Genomic DNA, 19559 nt, shown 5'->3' with positions numbered 1-19559 from the left:
AGCCTATGCAGGAAAAGAGAATCCAAATGGGAAGAGGTTTGAAGGGATAATAAGATTTGTAACGCCAGTATATAAAGATGATAAAAAAGTAGGATATGTAAGTTTAGCATTAGACCATGAACATATAATGCAGTTTACGGATACAGTAAATCCAACAGGAAAGAATCCTTTACAAGATATAGCAGATGCAAGTGTAGGGAATTATGCATTTATGTGGGATTATGAAGGCAAAAATATATCTCATCCAAGAGACTATTTTATCTTAGGTTATGATGAAAATACAGGAAAAAAATCAATGCCATGGCTAAGTTTGGATGTTGCAAAGAAGTATTATGCTTCAAATAAAGAAATAAATGAGTTTTTAAAAGACTATCCAACATTTGAAAAACAAACTTTAAAGAAGAAACCAAATATAAAACAACTTACTAAAGATGGTAATGTTGGCTTAGATTGTAGATATTTGAATTTTGCTCCACAATGTCAAGGTTGGATGCAAGTTACTAAAAATGGAGGTTATGGCTCTTTTATAATATATTGGAGTAAGGTTTGGAAACTAACAACAGCTGCAACTATTCCATACTATACAGGTAAATATGCAAATAGTAAAAGAGGTTTTGGTTTTGTAACAATTGGTGCAAATGTAAACGAGTTTCATGCTGCTGCTGATGAAACAAAAAGAAATGTAAGAAAAATACTTTATGAACAAACTGATATTATGAAAGAGATTGTTGATGAAAATGAGTTTGCAATCAAATCTTTTATCAAGTCTTTAATAAATGAGCTAACAATAGTAACCTTTGTAATGGTAATTCTTGTAATATTTGTAGCAATTTGGATGTCAAATTATATCACTTCAAAAATAGAAAAACTTTTAATAGGAACAAAAAAGTTTGCTAAAAATGAGTTTGATTATAGAATAGAAGAAACATCTACTGATGAGATAGGAAAGCTTGAAAAATCTTTTAATAATATGGCTTCTAAGATAAAAACTTTAATATATGAACAAAAAGAGTTAAATGAACATTTAGAAGAAAAAGTTCAAGAAAAAACAAAAGAATTAATAGTTATTAATGAGGAGCTTGAAAATAGAATAAAGCAAGAAGTTTCTAAAAATAGACAAAAAGATATGCATCTAGTTCAACAAAGTAAGATGGCTAATATTGGAGAGATGGTATCTATGATTATTCATCAATGGAAACAGCCATTAAATGCAATTAGCATGATTACTTCTGGAATTGAATTAAGATTAAAGTTAAAACAAAATAGTGATGAAGATTTGAAAAAAGATAGTGAATCTATTAAAAAACAAATATCATTAATGTCTAATACTATGAATGATTTTAGAGATTTTTTTAAACAAAAAGATAAAGCTATTTATAGTGTTGATATAACTATACATAAAACTATAAATCTTATACATGATATTTATAAATCTCTTGGAGTTACAATAAAATATGAAATTTCTAATAATAATTTAAAAACTATTGGTTATGAAAATGAACTTATACAAGTTTTACTTAATATTTTAAATAATGCAAGGGATATAATAAAAGAGAAAAATTGCGAAATTAAAAGAATAGATATAGATGTTGATGCTATGGGTGATGATATAATTATTGAGATAAAAGATTATGCAGGTGGAATAAATAAAGCAGTTATTGATAAAATTTTTGAACCATATTTTACAACAAAATCAGATGATAAAGGTACAGGACTTGGACTTTATATGTGTAAATCAATTTTGAATAAAATAAATGCAGAAATTGGTGTACAAAATTTTACTGCAACCATAGATAATAAAGAGTTTAGGGGTGCAAATTTTAGAATAATTATACAAAACTATAAGAATGAACACTAATTAAGACTCTTTTTTAGTTATATTGTTACAATATTTAAAAACTTTTAAGAAGGATTATAATGGCAAAAGCAAAAGAGCATCATTTTGATATTTCAGCAAAGCTTGATATGCAAGAGATGAAAAATGCAGTTATTCAAGCACAAAAAGAGGTTGATAATAGATATGATTTTAAAGGTTTAAAAAAAGAAATAGATTTAAATCAAAGTGCAAAAACTTTGACTTTAGTTAGTGCAAGTGATAATAAAGTTGATGCAATGAAAGATATACTAATTTCAAAAATGAATAAAAGAGATATTTCTATAAACTCACTTGAAGAGTTAAAAGCAGAAGATGCAAGTGGAGGAAATAGAAAATTTACATATAAAATTATAGATACAATAGAAAAAGATGAAGCTAAAACTATTCAAACAGAGATAAAAAAATTGAAATTAAAAGTAACTGCTGTAAATCAAGGAGAAGAGATAAGAGTAAGTGGTAAAAATATTGATGATTTACAAACAGTTATGAGACACTTAAAATCTTTAGAACTAAAAGCACCTTTAGTATTTGATAATTTTAGATAGTAGAAAAAGCTTTTTTTCTACTTTTATATATAAACTTTATCATTAAATTAACCTTTCCGTGGTATTATATGTGCTTATTTTTTTAAAGTAGAGAAAAATGGAACTTCTAATTATAAAAGCAGTAACTGCTGTAATAATCGTAATAACACTTTCTATAATAGCAGAGAAAGTAAGTGCGAAACTATCTGGAATCTTATCAGGACTTCCTTTAGGAACAATGATTGTTTTAATATTTTTTGCAATAGAGTATGGAGTTGATTACTCTGTTCGAGCATCTTTGTATAATATTCATGGATTGCTTGCTTTATTATCTTTTATAATAGGGTACTATATAAGTACCTTTTATAAAAGAAAATTTGATATTTTTGTAAGTATAATCGTATCTTTTGTTTTTTATTTAGTAGCTGCGTTTATTCTTGCTCATGTACCTATTCATGTTATTTTTACACCAATTGCAGTAATTACAATTATTACTTTAACAACTATATATTTTGCAAAAATACCTGATAATGCAAAGAAAATAAATACAAAAATAACACTAAAAGATTTACTTGTAAGAACAGTTTTAACAGTTGTTATTTTTTTACTTGTTACATCAATACCTAAAATCGCACCTGTAAATATAGCAGGTATTTTTTCAGCATTTCCAAGTATGATGTTTCCTTTACTTTTAATAGTTCACTTTAATCATAGTAGTAATCAAGCAAGAACAATACTTAAAAATACTCCTTCTGGATTAAGTAGTATTGTTATTTTTTGTGTGACTGTACACTTTACATATCCTATGCTTGGAGTATTTTTAGGTACTCTTGTATCGTTTATAACTTGTGTAGTTTATATAGTAATACAATTAAAACTACTTGATTATTTTGGTGTTAATGTTAATGCAAAACAAAAAAAGGGTGCTTTTAAAAACTCTTAAAACATTTTTTGATGTATGAAGTAAACTCTAAAAAGAGTTTACTTTTATATTTATTTTTATGATAAATCATATAAAGTTCTCTATTAAATTTTAGGTTTTTTGTTTTTATTTCAAAAAGTTGTTTTTTTTCTAACTCTTTTTTTACTGCTAGTTTTGAAATACATGTAAGTGTATCTTTATGTTGAAGTAGTATGTTTTTTATCTCTTCAAAGTTTGATATTTCCATTGTGATTTTAAACTCATCAAGATATTTTAATTTACTTAAAAAAACTTCCCTTGTACCAGAACCTTTCTCTCTTAAAATCCATTTTTTACTATATAATTGGTCTATATAATACTCTTTTTTTGAAAGAGCTTCATCACTTGTTACTATTATTAAAGAATCACTAGCAATTCTTTCTTTGATGATATTTGAATCATCAAACTCTTTTTCAATAAAACCTAAATCAATAGTCGAATCTAAAACTTCATCAATTATCTCTTTTGTATTTTGAGAATATTTTGTAATACTTACTTCATGATTTGATATAAAATCATAAATATATGAAGATAAGTTAATACTATTAAAGGTTTTACTTGAAGCAATTTTTAGTTCACCCATTAGTAAATTATTACAAAAATTATCTTTTAAGTTTTTTAGTTCCAAATAAGGCTTTATAGCCTTGCTTTTAAAATATCTTCCTCTTTCATTTAAGACTAATTTTTTTCCTACTCTATCAAAAAGCTTTTCATCTACTTTTTTTTCTAAACTATTTAAAGATATAGAAATTGCAGATTGAGTTAAATTAATTTGCCTTGCAAGATTTGAAATATGGGAGTTTTCACAAAGCTTAAAAAAAATATCCAACTCTTTTAAAGTAAACATATATATTCCTTATTAAAAATATTTATGATTATAACAAAAATAATTAATTTTACAAATTAAAATATAAATTATATACTTTCACAAATATAAAGGAAAATTATAATGAATAAGAGTATAACAAATAAAAATTTTTACTTAGGATTGTGTTTTTTAGCACTTCTTACAGCTTTAGCAAAATATATTTCAACTTTACAAATAATTGAGAATTTGAGATTTTCTTTTTTAATTGTTTCAATATTAATTGGAATGATTTTTACAAATGTATTTAATTTAAAAATTAGTTCAAAATTTGAAAGTTCATTCTCTTTTGCTACTAAAACATTGCTTCGTACTGCAATTGTTTTTTATGGGTTTAGACTTACTTTTACACAAATACAAGATGTTGGACTTCAAGCAATTATTGTTGCAATAATAGTGGTTTTTTCAACTTTTATTTTAGGATATTTTATTGGAGTAAAGATATTAAAATTAGATAAAGAAATAACAATCTTAACAAGTGCAGGAAGTGCTATTTGTGGAGCAGCAGCAGTTTTAGCAACAGAAGCAGTATTAAAAAATAAAGCTTACAAAAGTTCAATTGCCGTTTCAACAGTAGTACTTTTTGGAACAGTTGCAATGTTTATTTACCCTTATTTATATAGTATTGAGTTTATAGATTTCTTACCAAAAAGCATGGCTATGTACATAGGAGGAACTTTACATGAAGTTGCTCATGTAGTTGGTGCAGCAAATAGTATTTCAAATGAAATCATTGCAAAAGATGCTGTTATTGTTAAGATGATAAGAGTGATGTTAATTGCTCCTTTTTTAATTATTTTAATGTTTTTTTTAGCAAAAACAGCAACTTCAAAAGAGAAAACAAAGATAACAATTCCTTGGTTTGCAATATTTTTTATTTTAGTTGCATTATTTAATTCATTTAATTTTATTGATGCAACAATTGTAGATAAAATAAATAGTATTGATACTTTTTGTTTAGCAATGGCTATGATGGCATTGGGAATAAATACAGATTTTAAGTCATTTTTTAAAGTTGGATTAAAACCTATTGTTTTAGCTTCTATACTATTTATTTGGTTGAGTGTAGGAGGATATTTTATAATAAACTTTGTAATAAGATTTTAATACACATATTATAAACAAAATTTGTATAAAATAGATTTTATAAAGGAAGTACAATGAAGGTTTTATTATTAGAAGATGATAGTGCTTTAAGTGATTTATTAAGTTTTCATCTTGAAGATAAAGGTTATGAAGTTGAACTAAAAACAAATGGTCAAGATGCTTTGGAGTATCTAATTGATAATAGAGTAGATTTTGCATTATTAGATATTAATACTCCTGGTATAACAGGATTAGAAGTATTAAAAACATTAAGAGAAGATTATAAAGATAATACTCCAATTATTGTATTAACTGCATATCAAGATAGTAAACACTTAAAAGAGTCTTTTGAAAATGGTGTTGATGATTATATTAAAAAACCATTTGATTTAGAAGAGCTTGACCAAAGAATAATGAAACTATGTAAAATATTTTTAATTGAACACAATGAAGAGATAATATTAAGTGAAAATATAAGTTTTTATCCAAACTCTTGTGAACTTAAAATCAACAATAAGATAAAAAAACTTGCTTTAAAAGAGAGAGATATTTTAAGATATTTTTATTGTCATAAAAACAGAGTAATTTCAAGTGAAGAATTACTTCAAAATGTTTGGGCATATGAAGAGATGCCAACAGATGCAACTATTAGAGTATATATAAAGAATTTAAGAGAATTATTGGGAAAAGATAGAATAAAAACAATTAGAGCAATAGGATATAAGTTTGAATAAAAATGAAAAAAAAGCCTTAATAAGTTTTTTATCTATTTATGTAGGTTCTGTAATTATTTTACTTGGGCTACTGTTATATTTTTATTACAAAAATGAATTAAAATCAGTTGCGGAACACTGTAATATGCAAATGTCAAATGCTGCAAATGAGATAAAAGCGCATATATTAAATTCTTATATGAATAAAAAAGAGTTAACACCTATTAAGTTAAAACAAAAAGATATACAATATGCACTTTTTGATAAAAATAAAAATCTTATTTTTTCAAATATGTACAAAAAGCAAGAACTAACACTAAAAAAAGATTTATATGAAACTCAAGAATATACATATTATGTAACTAATTTAGATGAAAAAAATATTCCTATTGCATATATTGCTGTGCAAACTTGTACGGGAGTACAAGACAAGGATAGATTAAAACTTATTATGGGATTGATTTTAATATTTAGTGCTTTATTTGTAGGTTTTGTAGCTTATTTATTAGCAAAGCTTCTTTTAAAACCTGTAAGAGAGAAAGTAGAGTCTATGGATAAGTTTATAAAAGATTCTGCCCATGAATTAAATACACCTGTTTCAGTTTTAATGACTTCTGTTTCTATGTTAAAAAAAGGTAAAAATCCTGAAAAGATGATGAAGTATATTGTAAGTAGTTCAAAACAGATTTCTCAACTTTATAATGACATACACTTTTCAACTTTTGAAAAAGATGATTTTAGTATGGAAGAAGAGTTTTGTTTAAGTCAATTAGTAAGTCATAGTGTTGAATATTTTAATGATATTTCTATTACAAAAAATATTACTATAAATGCTCAAGTAGAGCCTTGCAAAATAAGAGTTGATAAAAATAAGATGCAAAGAGTAGTAAATAATCTTCTTTCAAATGCAATAAAATATAGCCATAATAATTCAAAAATTATTGTTACTTTAAAAGATGCAGTTTTAACAGTACAAGATTTTGGTATAGGAATAAGTAAAAAAGAGCAAGAAGAGATATTTAAAAGATATAAAAGAGGAGTGAAAAATAGTGAAGGTGGTTTTGGAATAGGACTTGATATAGTAAAAAGAATAGCAAAAGAGTATGAGTTAAACTTATCTTTAAAGTCTATTGAAAATAAAGGTTCAACTTTTAAAATAGACTTTAAAAATGTACTAGTAAAGATGAATTAAAAGCATAGCTTTTAATTGGCTAGTATTACTTCTATCAATTTTTAAATCACTTCTTATTTTATGCTCATTTAAAGCACCTTCTAAAGTTTGAAGGATATGCCAAAATCTTTCATTAAAAGGAGTGTCTATTTCTTTAATTTCTCTTTTTAGAATAATTTCAACAATAGTTTCAATACAATGAAAATAGAAAATTTTATTTTTCGCTCTTTGGATTTTGTAATCTCTCATAATTTCAAGGTTATTTATAAAAGTCTCTTTTTCTATTTGTGTTAGGGTTAGACTTTTTTCTACACTTTGCTCTTCACTATCAAGATGAGTTAAATAGTTTTTAATCTCTTTATTTATAGTCTCTTCTAGTTTTGGATGATATTTTAATAAAATATTTACAATCTCTTGAGCACTTAGAGTTTGTTCTTTTAACTGATGTGAATATTTTCTTTTTTTTTCATGTTCATGGTCAATTGCTAATAGTATATCTATTGCATATTTTAAATAAACAAATTTATCTTCTTTTCCATCTTTAAAAGATACTCCATGTTCATTTATCATGGGTTTTAAACCAGCATACTCTAGTTTCATAACTGGTGTCTCCTTTTATGGTATGTTTAATTGTAACATATCACATTTTATTTTAAAATGTTTTTTAGAGAAAAGTAAATAAAATAGTTAAATTTTAAATAAAGAAGAGATATGAACACAAAAATTACCAACTTTAAGACCCATGCGTTAACAGATACTCGGTTTGTACATCCTGTGAAAATAACATTTGAACAAGATGGAAAGAGTAGAAGTTGGGAGGCTGTAAAGAGTTTTGATTCAGTTGCAGTATTATTGTATCATGAAGAAAAAAACTCATTTCTACTTGTAAAACAGTTTAGACCACCTGTTTATTTAAATGATAAATCAAAACCTTTTACTTATGAACTTTGTGCAGGTTTAGTAGATAAAAATAAAGAGTTAAATCAGATTGTAAAAGAAGAAATAGATGAAGAGTGTGGTTATGATGTACCTTTAAAGAATATACAAAAAGTTACATCTTTTTATACAAATGTTGGAATAAGTGGAGGGTGCCAAAGTCTATATTTTGCAACAATTAATGAGAGTATGAAAGTGCATGAAGGAGGAGGTATAAATGATGAACAAATTGAGCTTACATTTATACCAGTTGATGAGTTTAAAGAGTTTATATATGATGAAACAAAGGCTAAAACACCAGGATTAATGTTCTCTTATTATTGGTTTTTAGATAAAAAAGAAGTTTAATTTAATTTCTTTTTATCTTATACTTTTTCTTAATTAAAGATAAGATTGTTTGATTGGCTATATTTTGCATTTTTGTAGGTACTAAAATACTATTTTTATCATACCCTTGTATATTGAATTTTTGTTTTAGTTTTTTATTTTCATTAATTACAATATTTGAAATTTTTTCAAAATCAAAGTTTTGTAAATATTCATGCTTTTTAAAAATAGAAGGAAAACTCTCTTTGTAATCAAGTATAAAATAAAAAGCTAATAATTCGGGTTTCCATTTTACTTTATCTTTAGAGTTATAAAAGTTTAAAAGTCTTGAAGTTACTTGATTTATTATGTAGTTGTAATAAAAAATAATTGGTTCTAATGTTTGTACTACTTCATAACTTTTTTTATCTTTTTTAGACTCTTTTATTATTTGTTCTAATTGAAAATATGTATAGATGTTTTTATCAAGATATTTATATATTTTATAAAACTCTTTTTCAAGTATTTTTTGTTCTTCTAAGCTTTTATCATCTTCAAGAATTACTTTAAAATCGTTATTTTTAATAGCTTCAAAATATTGATGTAGATAGTTGTGAATAACAGCAAGTAGTGCTTGAGCTTTGATATCTTTTATATTGATTTGTTTTGTAAACATAAGTTTTTTTAGATGATTAACTGACATGTTTTCCCTCTTATTTTAAGAAAAAAGTGTATTCTACTTAGCTTTACACGACTTAAGGATTAAATGAAGACATGAATACAACTTTTTTCTTTAATTATAGAGATTAAAAAAGGATTGGTATTTTCTAAACTGTAAATAATCTCTATATGAGCAATTTTATTCTTTATTTACTTAAAGAATTATTACTTTACTTTTGTAATGTAATAGAGTTATATTTTTTATAGTTAAATTTTAAAAGTTTTAGTAAAATTTTGATAAGTTTTATCAAAAATATATTTATAAAATATTAAGATTTAGCTGATTAAATTTTTACTATTTAATAATAATTATAAACGTTTTTAATATTTCAAAGGAGTTTTATGTCGTTGTTTAAAAAATTTTTTAATTTTGATTCAAGTCCAAAAGATAATGATTTGATTGAAGCTATAAATTCAAATAATGTAAGTAAAGTACAAAAGGTTCTTCAAATAGAAGATATAAATAAAGAGGATGAGGATTTAAAAAGACCTATTGATTATGCTCTTATGTATTCAAGTTTAGACGTGGCTAAGTACTTAATTGATAATGGTGCTGTTTTAGATGATAGGATAGAAGGACAAAGTGTAATTTGTTATTTGATTTCTAAAAATGCCTCTTTACAAATGCTTGAATATGTTTATAGTTTAGGTGCAAGTTGTGAACTTGAATACTCAAAAACACCTTTGGAAACTGCACTTGAGTTTGCAAAAGATTTTGCTACTTTTGAGTTTGTATTTAAAAATTTTGGAACAAAAACAAAAGAGGGAGCAAGAGGGCTTATTCATGAAATTATTGACTCAAAAAAGCTTTCTTTAGATTTAAAAGTTAAAGTCTTAACTGTACTTGTTAAAGAGTATAACTTTGATATAAATCACCATCCAAGTGAACTTCCAGTAGCTACAAGAACTTTTAATACTAAAGATATTGAGCTTTTAAAAGAGCTTATAAAATTAGGTGCTTGTATTAATTCAATAGCTGAGCAACTTCCAAACCATTTAACACAAAAAGAGATAAAAGAGTTGAGTTCTTATGTTTTAAATAATAAGCTAAATAAAGCAGAATATATTATAGGTTTATTGGATTTTGATTCATTTAAGCAGTATATTGAAAGTTTAGATGATATTAAAGATAAACAAATATTAATTTATATTAGTAAAAGTATGATGCTTCATGATAAACAAAGAGTTCAATTAGCACAAATTGCTTTACAAAAGGGTGCTAATATAAATGAATTAAATAATGATGGACATAGTGTAAATGCCGTATATACTTATACAGCTCATTTTACAATAGGAACAAATATTACTTATTTAGATTTTTTATTAGAAAATGGTGCAAAAATAGAGTATAACCAATACTCGGCATTTTTTAATGTAGTAAAAGACAATGATGTAAAATGCGTTAAATACTTAATAAAAAAAGGTGCAGATGTTAACTTTGTAAACTATTTTAGAAATACAGTAGTAAATTTATTAATTCATCCAAATTCTAATTTTAAAAATGTAAAAGAACGAATTGCAATGTTTGATATTTTGCTTGAAAATGGATTAGATATAAATATACCAATCTCTCATTATCAAAATGCAAAAACTAATGATACAGAGATTATTGAAGCTTTTGCAGATATAGCTGATGCAAAACTTATTGAACACTTAATTACTAAATTTCCTTCAATAAAAGTAAACGAACTAGCAATTGAGTATGTAATAAAAAGAGAAGATATTCCTTTTGATTTAAAAAAGAGAATAATTGAAAAAAATCCTTATGTGGTATTTGAAAATATGGATTATTGTGAAGTAAGAGAAGAGAGATTTGACTCAAATATTTTAGGAGTTGCAATAATTTCAAAAGATGAAAAGTTAGTAAATTATATATTAGACACATATAGTGATATTAAAGGTTATTCTGAAGCATACTCATATATTATGAAAGCTGTTTATTATAAATTTGATATTCAAACAATAAAAAAACTTATAAAAGCAGACCCTGATTTAAATAGAGAGTATTATATCTTCCCAAATGAACCAGAAACACAAACAGTTGTTTCAAGTTTAATACGAGGTTATGATAATTTTGAAATTGATGAAGATGTAAAAGTTGAACTTTTACAATGTTTAAAAGATAATGGTGCAATTATTGATACTTATTTAAATAAAGTTAATAAAACTAAAACACATCTTGATCGTGTTGGAATTTTAATAAACCAAGTTGTAAATAGATTAAAATTTGAACCAAAAGTTTTAGACTTTCTTTTAGATAATGGAGTTGATCCTTATAAACCTGTAGCTAACTTAAATGAGTCTCAAATGCACTCAATAATTAATAGATTTAGATTAGCTTCTGATGAGCTTTGCTTACAGCATTTAGAGTATTTTGAAAGTAAAGGCTATAAAGTAGATTTGGAACATAAAAATAGCTTTGATACTGATATTTTTCTTGGTGCTTGTATGATGAATAGACCAAAAGTTTTAAAATGGTTAATAAATAAAGGTGCAAATATAGATGTAATTGGTGGTTTTGATAATTCTCCAGCTTTACATAAGGCTATTTCAAACTATAATGATAATGATAATATTGCAAGAGCTGAAACTGTAAAAGTGTTAGTTCAAGCAGGTTGTGATATTGAACAAGTTGATGTGGAACAGTTTACTCCTTTAATGAGTGCAGCAAACTATGGATGTTTTGAAGCTTTAAAAGTATTATTAGATTTAAATGCAAATGCTAATTTTGTTAATGAAGAGGGGCAAACTGCTGCTCATAGAGCAATATTAGGTCAAGAAACATATGATGATGAAGAAAATTCACAGTTAGTAAGGTCAAAAATGTTAGCTGCATTAAAAGATGCAGGTGCAAACTTAGATATGGGTTCAAATGATATAGTTCCTGTATTACACTTAAGTATTTTAGAGAATAAAAGAGAGATTTTTGATGTTTTACTAAAACTGCAATTAGATATAAATGCAAAAGATATGAATGGTAGAACTGCAATAATGATAGCAATTGCATACGGTGAAATGTATTATGTTAATAGACTTATGAGTAATAAAGAAGTAGATTTAAATGTTATTGATTCTAATAATGAATCAATTCATTTTAGTGCAGTTATGAGGTCTGATAATAATAGTGAAAAAATGTTAAAATTCTTCTTGCAAAATGGGATTGAATTAACAAGTGGAAGAGATGGCTTATCTTTATTACATGTAGTTGGTTACTATGCGAATATTTATGTTTTTGATATTGTAAAAGAGCTATTTGAAGATATAAATATAAAAGATTCACAAGGCTTTACACCTTTAATGTGGGCTTGTTATAGTAATTTGGATATTGAAGAAGAGAAACGAATTGAGGTTATTAAACTATTTTTAGAAAATGGTGCAAATATAAATGAGAGATTAGATAATGGTATGAATGCATTAGCTTTAAGTGTTTTAGCAGGATTTGCTAATGTTGCAAATACACTTATAGAAAATAATTGTGATGTACAAGTAGCTTTAAATAGTCTAAATAGTTTAGAAGGAGTTTCAACAGAAGCATTACAGTATTTAAAAAGTAGATTATAATGTCATTTTTAGATAAATTATTTAATAACAAAGAAGAGGATGATTCTTCATTCTCTTTTGAAGATGAATCTTCTAGTTTTTCAAAAGAAAAAACTTTAGAAAACACAATAAAAAATGAGAATATAGAGTTTGTAAAAACTAAGATTGATAGTACAAATTTTAATATAGAAGATATTTTTGGTAAGAAACCTTTATATTATGCATGCATATATAAAAGAGTTGATATTATAACTTATTTATTTGAACTTGGAAGTCATTTTGACGAGGCAAAATTAAATAAAAACAGTAGTGTAATATCTACATTGATAAATGCAAATAGCATAGAGGTGTTTCAAACATTTTTAGATTATGGTTATGAAATAGAAACTAACTGTTTAAGTATTATTGCAACAGCTGTAAAAACAGCTTCTTTAGAGTTTATTTTGTATTTGATTAAACTTGAACTACCTATGAGTAGCTATCTTGATGGTTTTGACAAATATACACCTTTAGAGTGTGCACTTATAAATCAAAGAGAGTTTTTAGTTTTTAAAGCTCTAATCGAAGCTAAATGTACTTTAAATGAGAGTGAAAATCCAGCTTTTATCATACAACTAATAAACTCAACTATTCAAAGTTCTATAAAAGTTAAAGTAATAAAACTGCTTCATAGTTTAGATTTACTTGATTTGAGTATTATGGATGAAAATAGTAATAGTTTAATTAAACTTGCTCTTATTAATAGAGATAAAAAAGTATTAAAAGAGCTTATTATTTTAGGTGCAGACTTTAAAGCTTATCATTTTGAAATAAAAAAGATTTTTAGCTTTGAGGATTTAGATTATATTGCTGAATCAATAAAAAATAATCTACAAAGTATTGAAAACTTTTTATCAATATTACCAAAATCATATATTGAGTCATATATACAAATGCAAGATGATTTAAGCAATAAGACAGTGGCATATGAAATAGTTACAAATGCAAGATTAAGTGAAGAGGATAAGTTACAACTATTAATAAAAGCTAAAAATAAAAATGCGAATCTTGAACTAACACAAAAAAGTACAAATATAGTTTATGAAGCTTGTAAAACATTGACTATTCAAAAAGATATTTGTGTAGTAAAATTTTTATTAGAAAATGGTGCTAAGATTGAGTATGATGGCTTTAGTGCACTTTTTTATGCAGTCTATAATTTTCATACTGATTTGATAAAACTTTTATTAGAGTTTAAAGCCAATGTAAATTTTGTAGATAAAAATAACGAAGGTGTAATAAATTATTTTTATAAAAAAGATAGTACTGTAAATAGTATAGTAAAAAAAAGAGAACTTTTAAAACTATTTGCTACTTATGGTTTAGATATTAATACAAAAGCTTGTTATAAAGATTTTTTAGATGAGTGTGAAGAAGAATCAATCTCTTTTTTATCTATGTTTATTATAAAAGATGAACATAAAATTTTAGAGTATATTTTGTATGAATTAAAACTATCAATTAAAGATGATGAATCAATTTTTTATGCTATTAAATACTTAAATAAAATGGATATTTTAAGACATATTATAGATATAAATCCTTACTATACAAAAAAAGATTTTTATAAGTATAAAGATAAAGTAGAAGATGCAAATATAATTATTTTAGCTTCAATTTATTTATCTCAAAAAGAACTAAACTATCTTTTAGATACTTATGACTATTTAAAAGCATATAGTGAAATTAAACCAATAATTTTAGAGTTTTACGAGCACAGATTTTTTAGTATAGAAGTAATAGAAAAAGTAATAAAAAGAGACCCTAATATAAATAGATATTACAGTTCTATGAATGAGGATAATATAGTAGTTAAGCAAACTATTTTATCTATGATACTAAAAAAAGCTGCATTAGCAAATAACAACGATAATAAAAGCTACAAAGTAATAAAGCTATTATTAGAAAATGGTGCAGATGTAAACTGCAATACTATATATGTTCATAATAATAAATATTTATGTAATGAAGCATCTATTTTTATTGAAGCTTTAAATAAAGATAGTTTTAATAAACAACTACTAGATTTACTATATGAGTATGGTGCAAGTTTAGTAAAAGTTATAGAAAAAAGCTTTGCAGAGATGCCTATTCAATCACTTATTCAAAGACATATACAAGATGATGAGTTAGCATTGCAGTATTTAGAGTATTGTTGGGACAAACACTCTTTTGATTTAGAATATAAAAATATTTATGATGAAAATCTTTTTTTAGCTGCTTCAATGGCTTGTTTGCCTAAAACTTTAAAATGGTTAGCAAATAAAGGTGTAGATATTAATGTAGTTGGAGGTACTGAAAATTTAAATGCATTGCATCAAGCTATTACTTGTTATGCTTATGTTCCTACTTTACAAAGATCTAAAGCAGTAGCTACTTTAATTGATTTAGGTTTAGATATTGAAAAAGTAAGTAGTAAACAAATGACTCCATTAATGGCAGCTGCAAATGTTGGAGCAAGACAAGTTGTAAAAGACTTAATTAGCTTAAAAGTAAATGTTAATGCTGTTAATGAAAATAATCAAAATGCAATACATCATGCAGTTATAGGCAATAATAGCTATGATTTCTCTTTTAGATTTGAAACAATTAAAAGTAAAATAATACAAGATTTAGTAAATGCAAATGCTAATATTAGTCTTTGTGAAGAATCAGGTGCTACACCTTTAATATATGCAATACAGGCAAATTATAAAGAGATATTTGATACTTTAATAACTTTAGGTGCAAATGTAAATGGTTTTGATTCTAATGATACTTTACCTTTATATTATGCCCTTTTAGTAAAAGAGTCATATTTTGTAAATCTTCTTTATAAAACAAATAGATTAGAGGTTAATAAAGTAAATAAATTTAACTATACTGTTTTACATCAACTTTTAAGTATAAATTTTCACCCAGTTGTTTTTGAACAAATATTAAAAACATTAATAGATATTGGTTTTGATATAAACTATCATAAAGATATTGAACCACCACTTTTAATGTATGTTAAAAGTATGCAATTTATAAGTGAGCGTTCTGTTGGGTTTGTTCAAAATAAAAAATTAGTTAATGAAACTGAACAAAAAATAGCAAAACTTTTTGTCAAATTTAATGCTGATGTTATGCTTTGTTTAGATATTGCTAGAAAACAAAATGAAGCAGAAGATATTATTGATTTTTTAGAAAGCTTAAATAGTTAAGTATAATCTCTTGTAATAGTGTAATTATTTGGTTAGAATAATTTTATTTATTGCAGGAGTATATATGAAAAATAGTTTAGTTATAGCACTTTTTGTATTTCTTTTATTGCCTTTTAATGTATTTGCACAAGAAAAAATAACTTTACAATTAAAGTGGTTTCATCAATTTCAATTTGCAGGATATTATGCAGCAAAAGAGAAAGGTTTTTATAAAGATGTTGGCTTAGATGTAGAGATAAAACAAAGAAATTTAAAAGAGAACTATATTAATAAAGTTTTAAGCAATGAAGCTTATTATGGAATATCTGATTCAATTATATTGTTATATAAATTAAGAGGAAAACCTGTAGTCTTAGTAACTCCTATTTTTCAACACTCTGCAAGTATTTTACTATCTTTAAAAAATAACAATATAGATTCTCCTTATAAACTTGATGATAAAGATATGCTTTTTTATGAAAATGATATAGATGGTTTTACTATTTTAGCTCTACTTAGAAAGCTTAAAGTAAAACCAAATTTGATTAGAAAAAGAGAAAAAGGGGATCATAGAAAATTAATTGATGGTAAAGTAGATATTATGCCAGCTTATATATCAAATGAACCATATTATTTTAAAAAAGAAGGTTTGAATGTAAATATTATTAATCCTTCAAATTATGGATTTGACTTTTATGGTGATATGATTTTTACTAGTGAAGAAGAGGCTAAGAATCATCCTTTAAGAGTGAAAAAATTTAAACAAGCAACTTTAAAAGGTTGGAAATATGCCTTAGAAAATAAAGAAGAGATTATATCTTTAATTAGGAAAAAATATTCAAGTAAAAAAAGTCTTGAACATCTACAGTTAGAAGCAAATGCAATTGAAAGACTAATTTCAAAAGAGATAACTCCTTTAGGAACTTTAGATAAAGGTAGATTAGAATATATAAATAATATTTTTAAAGAGTATTCTAAAGAAATAGTAAATGATTTGGATTTTAAAAGTTTTGTTTTTGAAGAGAGCTTTAATAAATTTAATTTTACAAAAGAAGAGTTAAATTATATAAAAAACAATCCAATTTTAAAAGTTCAAAATCTTAATTTTTTTCCTCCTTATAATTTTGTTGAAAATGGTAAACCAAAAGGTTTTATAGTAGATTATCTAAATTATGTAAGTAGTTTAACTAATATGAAGTTCCAATTTGTAAATAGTTCTTCATGGAGTAGTTATGAAAAAATGCTTAAAAATAAACAACTTGATATAATACCAAATATTGCAATAAGTGAAAATAGAAAAAAATATGTATTATATAGCAACTTTAGTCATATATCATATTCTCCTGCAATTATAGGGCGAAATAGCATAGATTTTAGTAATAAGCTTGAAGAGTTAGAAGGTAATATTATAGCTGTTTTAAATAACTCTTTTTTACATAATTTTATAAAAAAGAATTATCCAAATCTTACTTTACTTGCAGTATCTTCAACAAAAAAAGCAATTGAAATGATTTTAGAAAACAAAGCTGATTTGGCTTTGGGAAATTTAGCTACTTTAGAGTATATCATTCAAAAAAATTGGTATACAAATCTTAAAACTTTAAAACTTGTATCTAGTGATATTCCTTCAAAAATAGATTTACATATGGGGTATTTAAAAAATAATATATTATTAAAATCAATCTTTGAAAAAATAAATAGCAATATTACTGCCTCAAAAATTGAAAAATTACAAAATAATTGGTCTAAACTTGAAATAGATAAAAATAAATTAGTTTTAAATGAAGAAGAAAGAAATTATTTAGATAATAAAAAAGAAATTAAAATATGTGTTGATCCAGAATGGATGCCTTTTGAAAAGATTAAAGATAATAAACTAATAGGTATGTCTTCTGAGTATATAAAAATTTTTGAAAATAAGTTAGATATTCCTTTTTCTTTGATTTCGACAAAAAATTGGACAGAAACATTAAATTTTATGAAAAATAGAAACTGTGATTTAAGTCCAATGATTTTTCAAGAAGAAAAAAGAAAAGAGTATTTAAATTTTACAAAATCATATTTAACATATCCTTTAGTTTTAGCTACAAGATTAGAAGAACAATTTATAAGTAATATTCCTAGTACTAATGGTAAAGAAATTGGTTATATTAAAAATTATGCATATGTAAGTGTATTGAAAAAGAAATATCCTAAAATTGAACTTGTTGAAGTTGATTCAATGAAAGATGGATTAGAGAAAGTAAAAAATAAAAAATTATTTGGTTTAATAGGAATTCTTCCAAGTATTGGTTACTACGTACAAAAAGATTATTTTGGAGATTTAAAAGTATCTGGTAAATTTGATGATGCTTGGAGTTTTTCTATAGGAACTAGAAATGATGAGCCAATCTTAAATAGAATAATGAATAAGCTTATTGATACAATAACTTTTCAAGAACATAATAATATTTATGAAAATTGGGTTGCTGTTAAGTATGAAGAGAGTATTGATTATCGGAAAATTATTGTAACTAGTAGTGTTTTATTATTAATTATTTTTATTATTTTATATAAAAATAGAACAATTAATAATATAAATAAGAAGATGAAAAAGTATTTAGATATTATCGATAGAAATGTATTAACTACTAGTACTGATATAAAAGGAAATATTACTTATGTTTCTCAAGCATTTTTAAAAATGAGTCAATTTAAAAAAGAAGAGTTAATTGGTAAAAATCACAACATTGTAAAACATGAAGATATGAAAAAAGAATTATTTGAAGAGTTATGGCAAACTATTAAAGCTGGAAAAGAGTGGAGAGGAGAAATAAAAAATAAGAAAAAAAACGGTGGATATTTTTGGACAAATACAGTTATTACTCCTGAGTATAGTAAAGGTAAAATTGTAGCTTATACTGCAATAAGAGAAGATATTACAGATAAAAAAAGAGTAGAAGAAATCTCTATAACTGATGGACTAACAAATATATATAATAGAAGGTATTTTAATGAATTATTACCAGAATATATAAATAATGCAAAAAGGAAGAATGAGATTATTACTTTTGTTATGATGGATATAGACCATTTTAAACAATATAATGATAATTATGGACATCAAAAAGGTGATGAAGTACTTATAGAAGTAGCAAAGTCTTTAAAAGAGTCTATGAAAAGAGCAGATGATTACTGTTTTAGGTTAGGTGGTGAAGAGTTTGGATTATTGTATAAATCAACAACAATTAATAAGGCTAAATCATATATTTTAGAAATATTATTATCTATTGAAAATTTAAAAATAGAACATAAGTATAATAGTGCAAGTAAATATATTACAGTTTCTATTGGTGCAAGTTGTCAAGATGCAACAGCTATTGATGATATTAAACAGTTATATAAAAATACTGATGAGTTACTATATCAATCTAAAAAAGAAGGAAGAAATAGAGTTTCATTTAAAGTTTTGAGCACTACATAAATATTTGGCATGTTTTGCAACTCTTAAACATTTTTTACAGTAGAATTTGGGTTTTTTTATCTCTTTATATATCTTTTTATGTAAAGAGTCAAATTCTACTTTTTTTATTTTGCATAACTTTTTCATTTTTATTCCTTTATTTTTATAATAAAACAATAAAAATATAAGAAAAATAAAGATAGAGAATTACTTTTT

The 19559-nt window shown here is 24.5% G+C and carries 14 protein-coding genes; 10 read left to right on the top strand and 4 right to left on the bottom strand.

Annotation, left to right across the window (positions count from 1 at the left end):
* The 3 genes from CP960_RS09460 to CP960_RS09450 form a co-directional block, all read left to right on the top strand.
* The coding region (locus tag CP960_RS09460; RefSeq protein WP_101185170.1) for a sensor histidine kinase at window positions 1–1858 on the top strand (1858 nt) is incomplete at its 5' end.
* Window positions 1859–1917: 59 nt separating this feature from the next.
* Window positions 1918–2421 (top strand): YajQ family cyclic di-GMP-binding protein, encoded by a 504-nt coding sequence (locus CP960_RS09455; RefSeq protein WP_101185169.1) that lies wholly within the window; start codon window positions 1918–1920, stop codon window positions 2419–2421.
* A 97-nt stretch (window positions 2422–2518) separates the two neighbouring features.
* Window positions 2519–3343, top strand: a complete 825-nt coding sequence (locus tag CP960_RS09450) for a hypothetical protein (RefSeq protein ID WP_228152050.1) — start codon at window positions 2519–2521, stop codon at window positions 3341–3343.
* On the opposite strand, the gene CP960_RS09445 is transcribed toward CP960_RS09450, so the two are convergent.
* Window positions 3330–4208 carry a LysR substrate-binding domain-containing protein gene (locus CP960_RS09445; protein WP_101185168.1) on the bottom strand — a complete coding sequence of 293 codons (879 nt, stop codon included), beginning with the start codon at window positions 4206–4208 and terminating at the stop codon, window positions 3330–3332. The genes CP960_RS09450 and CP960_RS09445 overlap by 14 nt on opposite strands.
* Window positions 4209–4310: 102 nt before the next feature.
* On the opposite strand from CP960_RS09445, the gene CP960_RS09440 reads away from it, so the two are divergent.
* Genes CP960_RS09440 through CP960_RS09430 form a run of 3 tightly spaced genes read left to right on the top strand, consistent with a single transcriptional unit; the run spans window position 4311 to window position 7217 of the window.
* Window positions 4311–5333, top strand: coding sequence for a YeiH family protein (locus CP960_RS09440; RefSeq protein WP_101185167.1), 1023 nt, complete (start codon window positions 4311–4313; stop codon window positions 5331–5333).
* 53 nt (window positions 5334–5386) lie between these two features.
* Window positions 5387–6046, top strand: a complete 660-nt coding sequence (locus tag CP960_RS09435; RefSeq protein ID WP_101185166.1) for a response regulator transcription factor — start codon at window positions 5387–5389, stop codon at window positions 6044–6046.
* Entirely contained in the window at window positions 6039–7217 is a 1179-nt protein-coding gene (locus tag CP960_RS09430) for a sensor histidine kinase (RefSeq protein WP_101185165.1), read from the top strand. The genes CP960_RS09435 and CP960_RS09430 overlap by 8 nt, the downstream gene beginning before the upstream one ends.
* Here CP960_RS09430 and CP960_RS09425 read toward each other — a convergent pair.
* Window positions 7200–7796 carry a hypothetical protein gene (locus CP960_RS09425; protein ID WP_101185164.1) on the bottom strand — a complete coding sequence of 199 codons (597 nt, stop codon included), beginning with the start codon at window positions 7794–7796 and terminating at the stop codon, window positions 7200–7202. The genes CP960_RS09430 and CP960_RS09425 overlap by 18 nt on opposite strands.
* A 111-nt stretch (window positions 7797–7907) precedes the next feature.
* Between CP960_RS09425 and CP960_RS09420 the strand changes: the two genes are divergently transcribed.
* On the top strand, window positions 7908–8480 hold the full coding sequence (locus CP960_RS09420) for an NUDIX domain-containing protein (RefSeq protein ID WP_101185163.1): 573 nt from the start codon (window positions 7908–7910) through the stop codon (window positions 8478–8480).
* Between the two features lies 1 nt (window position 8481).
* Here CP960_RS09420 and CP960_RS09415 read toward each other — a convergent pair whose 3' ends face one another.
* Window positions 8482–9141: a hypothetical protein gene (locus tag CP960_RS09415; RefSeq protein WP_101185162.1), complete on the bottom strand. Its 660-nt coding sequence runs from the start codon at window positions 9139–9141 to the stop codon at window positions 8482–8484.
* A gap of 359 nt (window positions 9142–9500) precedes the next feature.
* Here CP960_RS09415 and CP960_RS09410 point away from each other — a divergent pair, with 359 nt between their 5' ends.
* From CP960_RS09410 to CP960_RS09400, 3 genes are all read left to right on the top strand, one after another.
* The gene (locus CP960_RS09410; RefSeq protein ID WP_101185161.1) at window positions 9501–12719 is read left to right on the top strand and encodes an ankyrin repeat domain-containing protein; all 3219 of its coding nucleotides are present in this window, start codon (window positions 9501–9503) and stop codon (window positions 12717–12719) included.
* Entirely contained in the window at window positions 12719–15922 is a 3204-nt protein-coding gene (locus CP960_RS09405; RefSeq protein WP_101185160.1) for an ankyrin repeat domain-containing protein, read from the top strand. The genes CP960_RS09410 and CP960_RS09405 overlap by 1 nt, the downstream gene beginning before the upstream one ends.
* A 64-nt stretch (window positions 15923–15986) precedes the next feature.
* Window positions 15987–19364, top strand: a complete 3378-nt coding sequence (locus tag CP960_RS09400; RefSeq protein ID WP_101185159.1) for a diguanylate cyclase — start codon at window positions 15987–15989, stop codon at window positions 19362–19364.
* Here the strand turns inward: CP960_RS09400 and CP960_RS13765 are convergent.
* On the bottom strand, window positions 19338–19490 hold the full coding sequence (locus CP960_RS13765; RefSeq protein WP_162919090.1) for a hypothetical protein: 153 nt from the start codon (window positions 19488–19490) through the stop codon (window positions 19338–19340). The genes CP960_RS09400 and CP960_RS13765 overlap by 27 nt on opposite strands.
* Between the last annotated feature and the right edge of the window lie 69 nt (window positions 19491–19559).

This window comes from Malaciobacter halophilus (genome assembly GCF_002837275.1).
Taxonomy (GTDB): domain Bacteria; phylum Campylobacterota; class Campylobacteria; order Campylobacterales; family Arcobacteraceae; genus Malaciobacter; species Malaciobacter halophilus.
The sequence above is the reverse complement of the archived record's forward strand: the minus strand, read 5'-3'. Positions and strand labels throughout refer to the sequence as shown.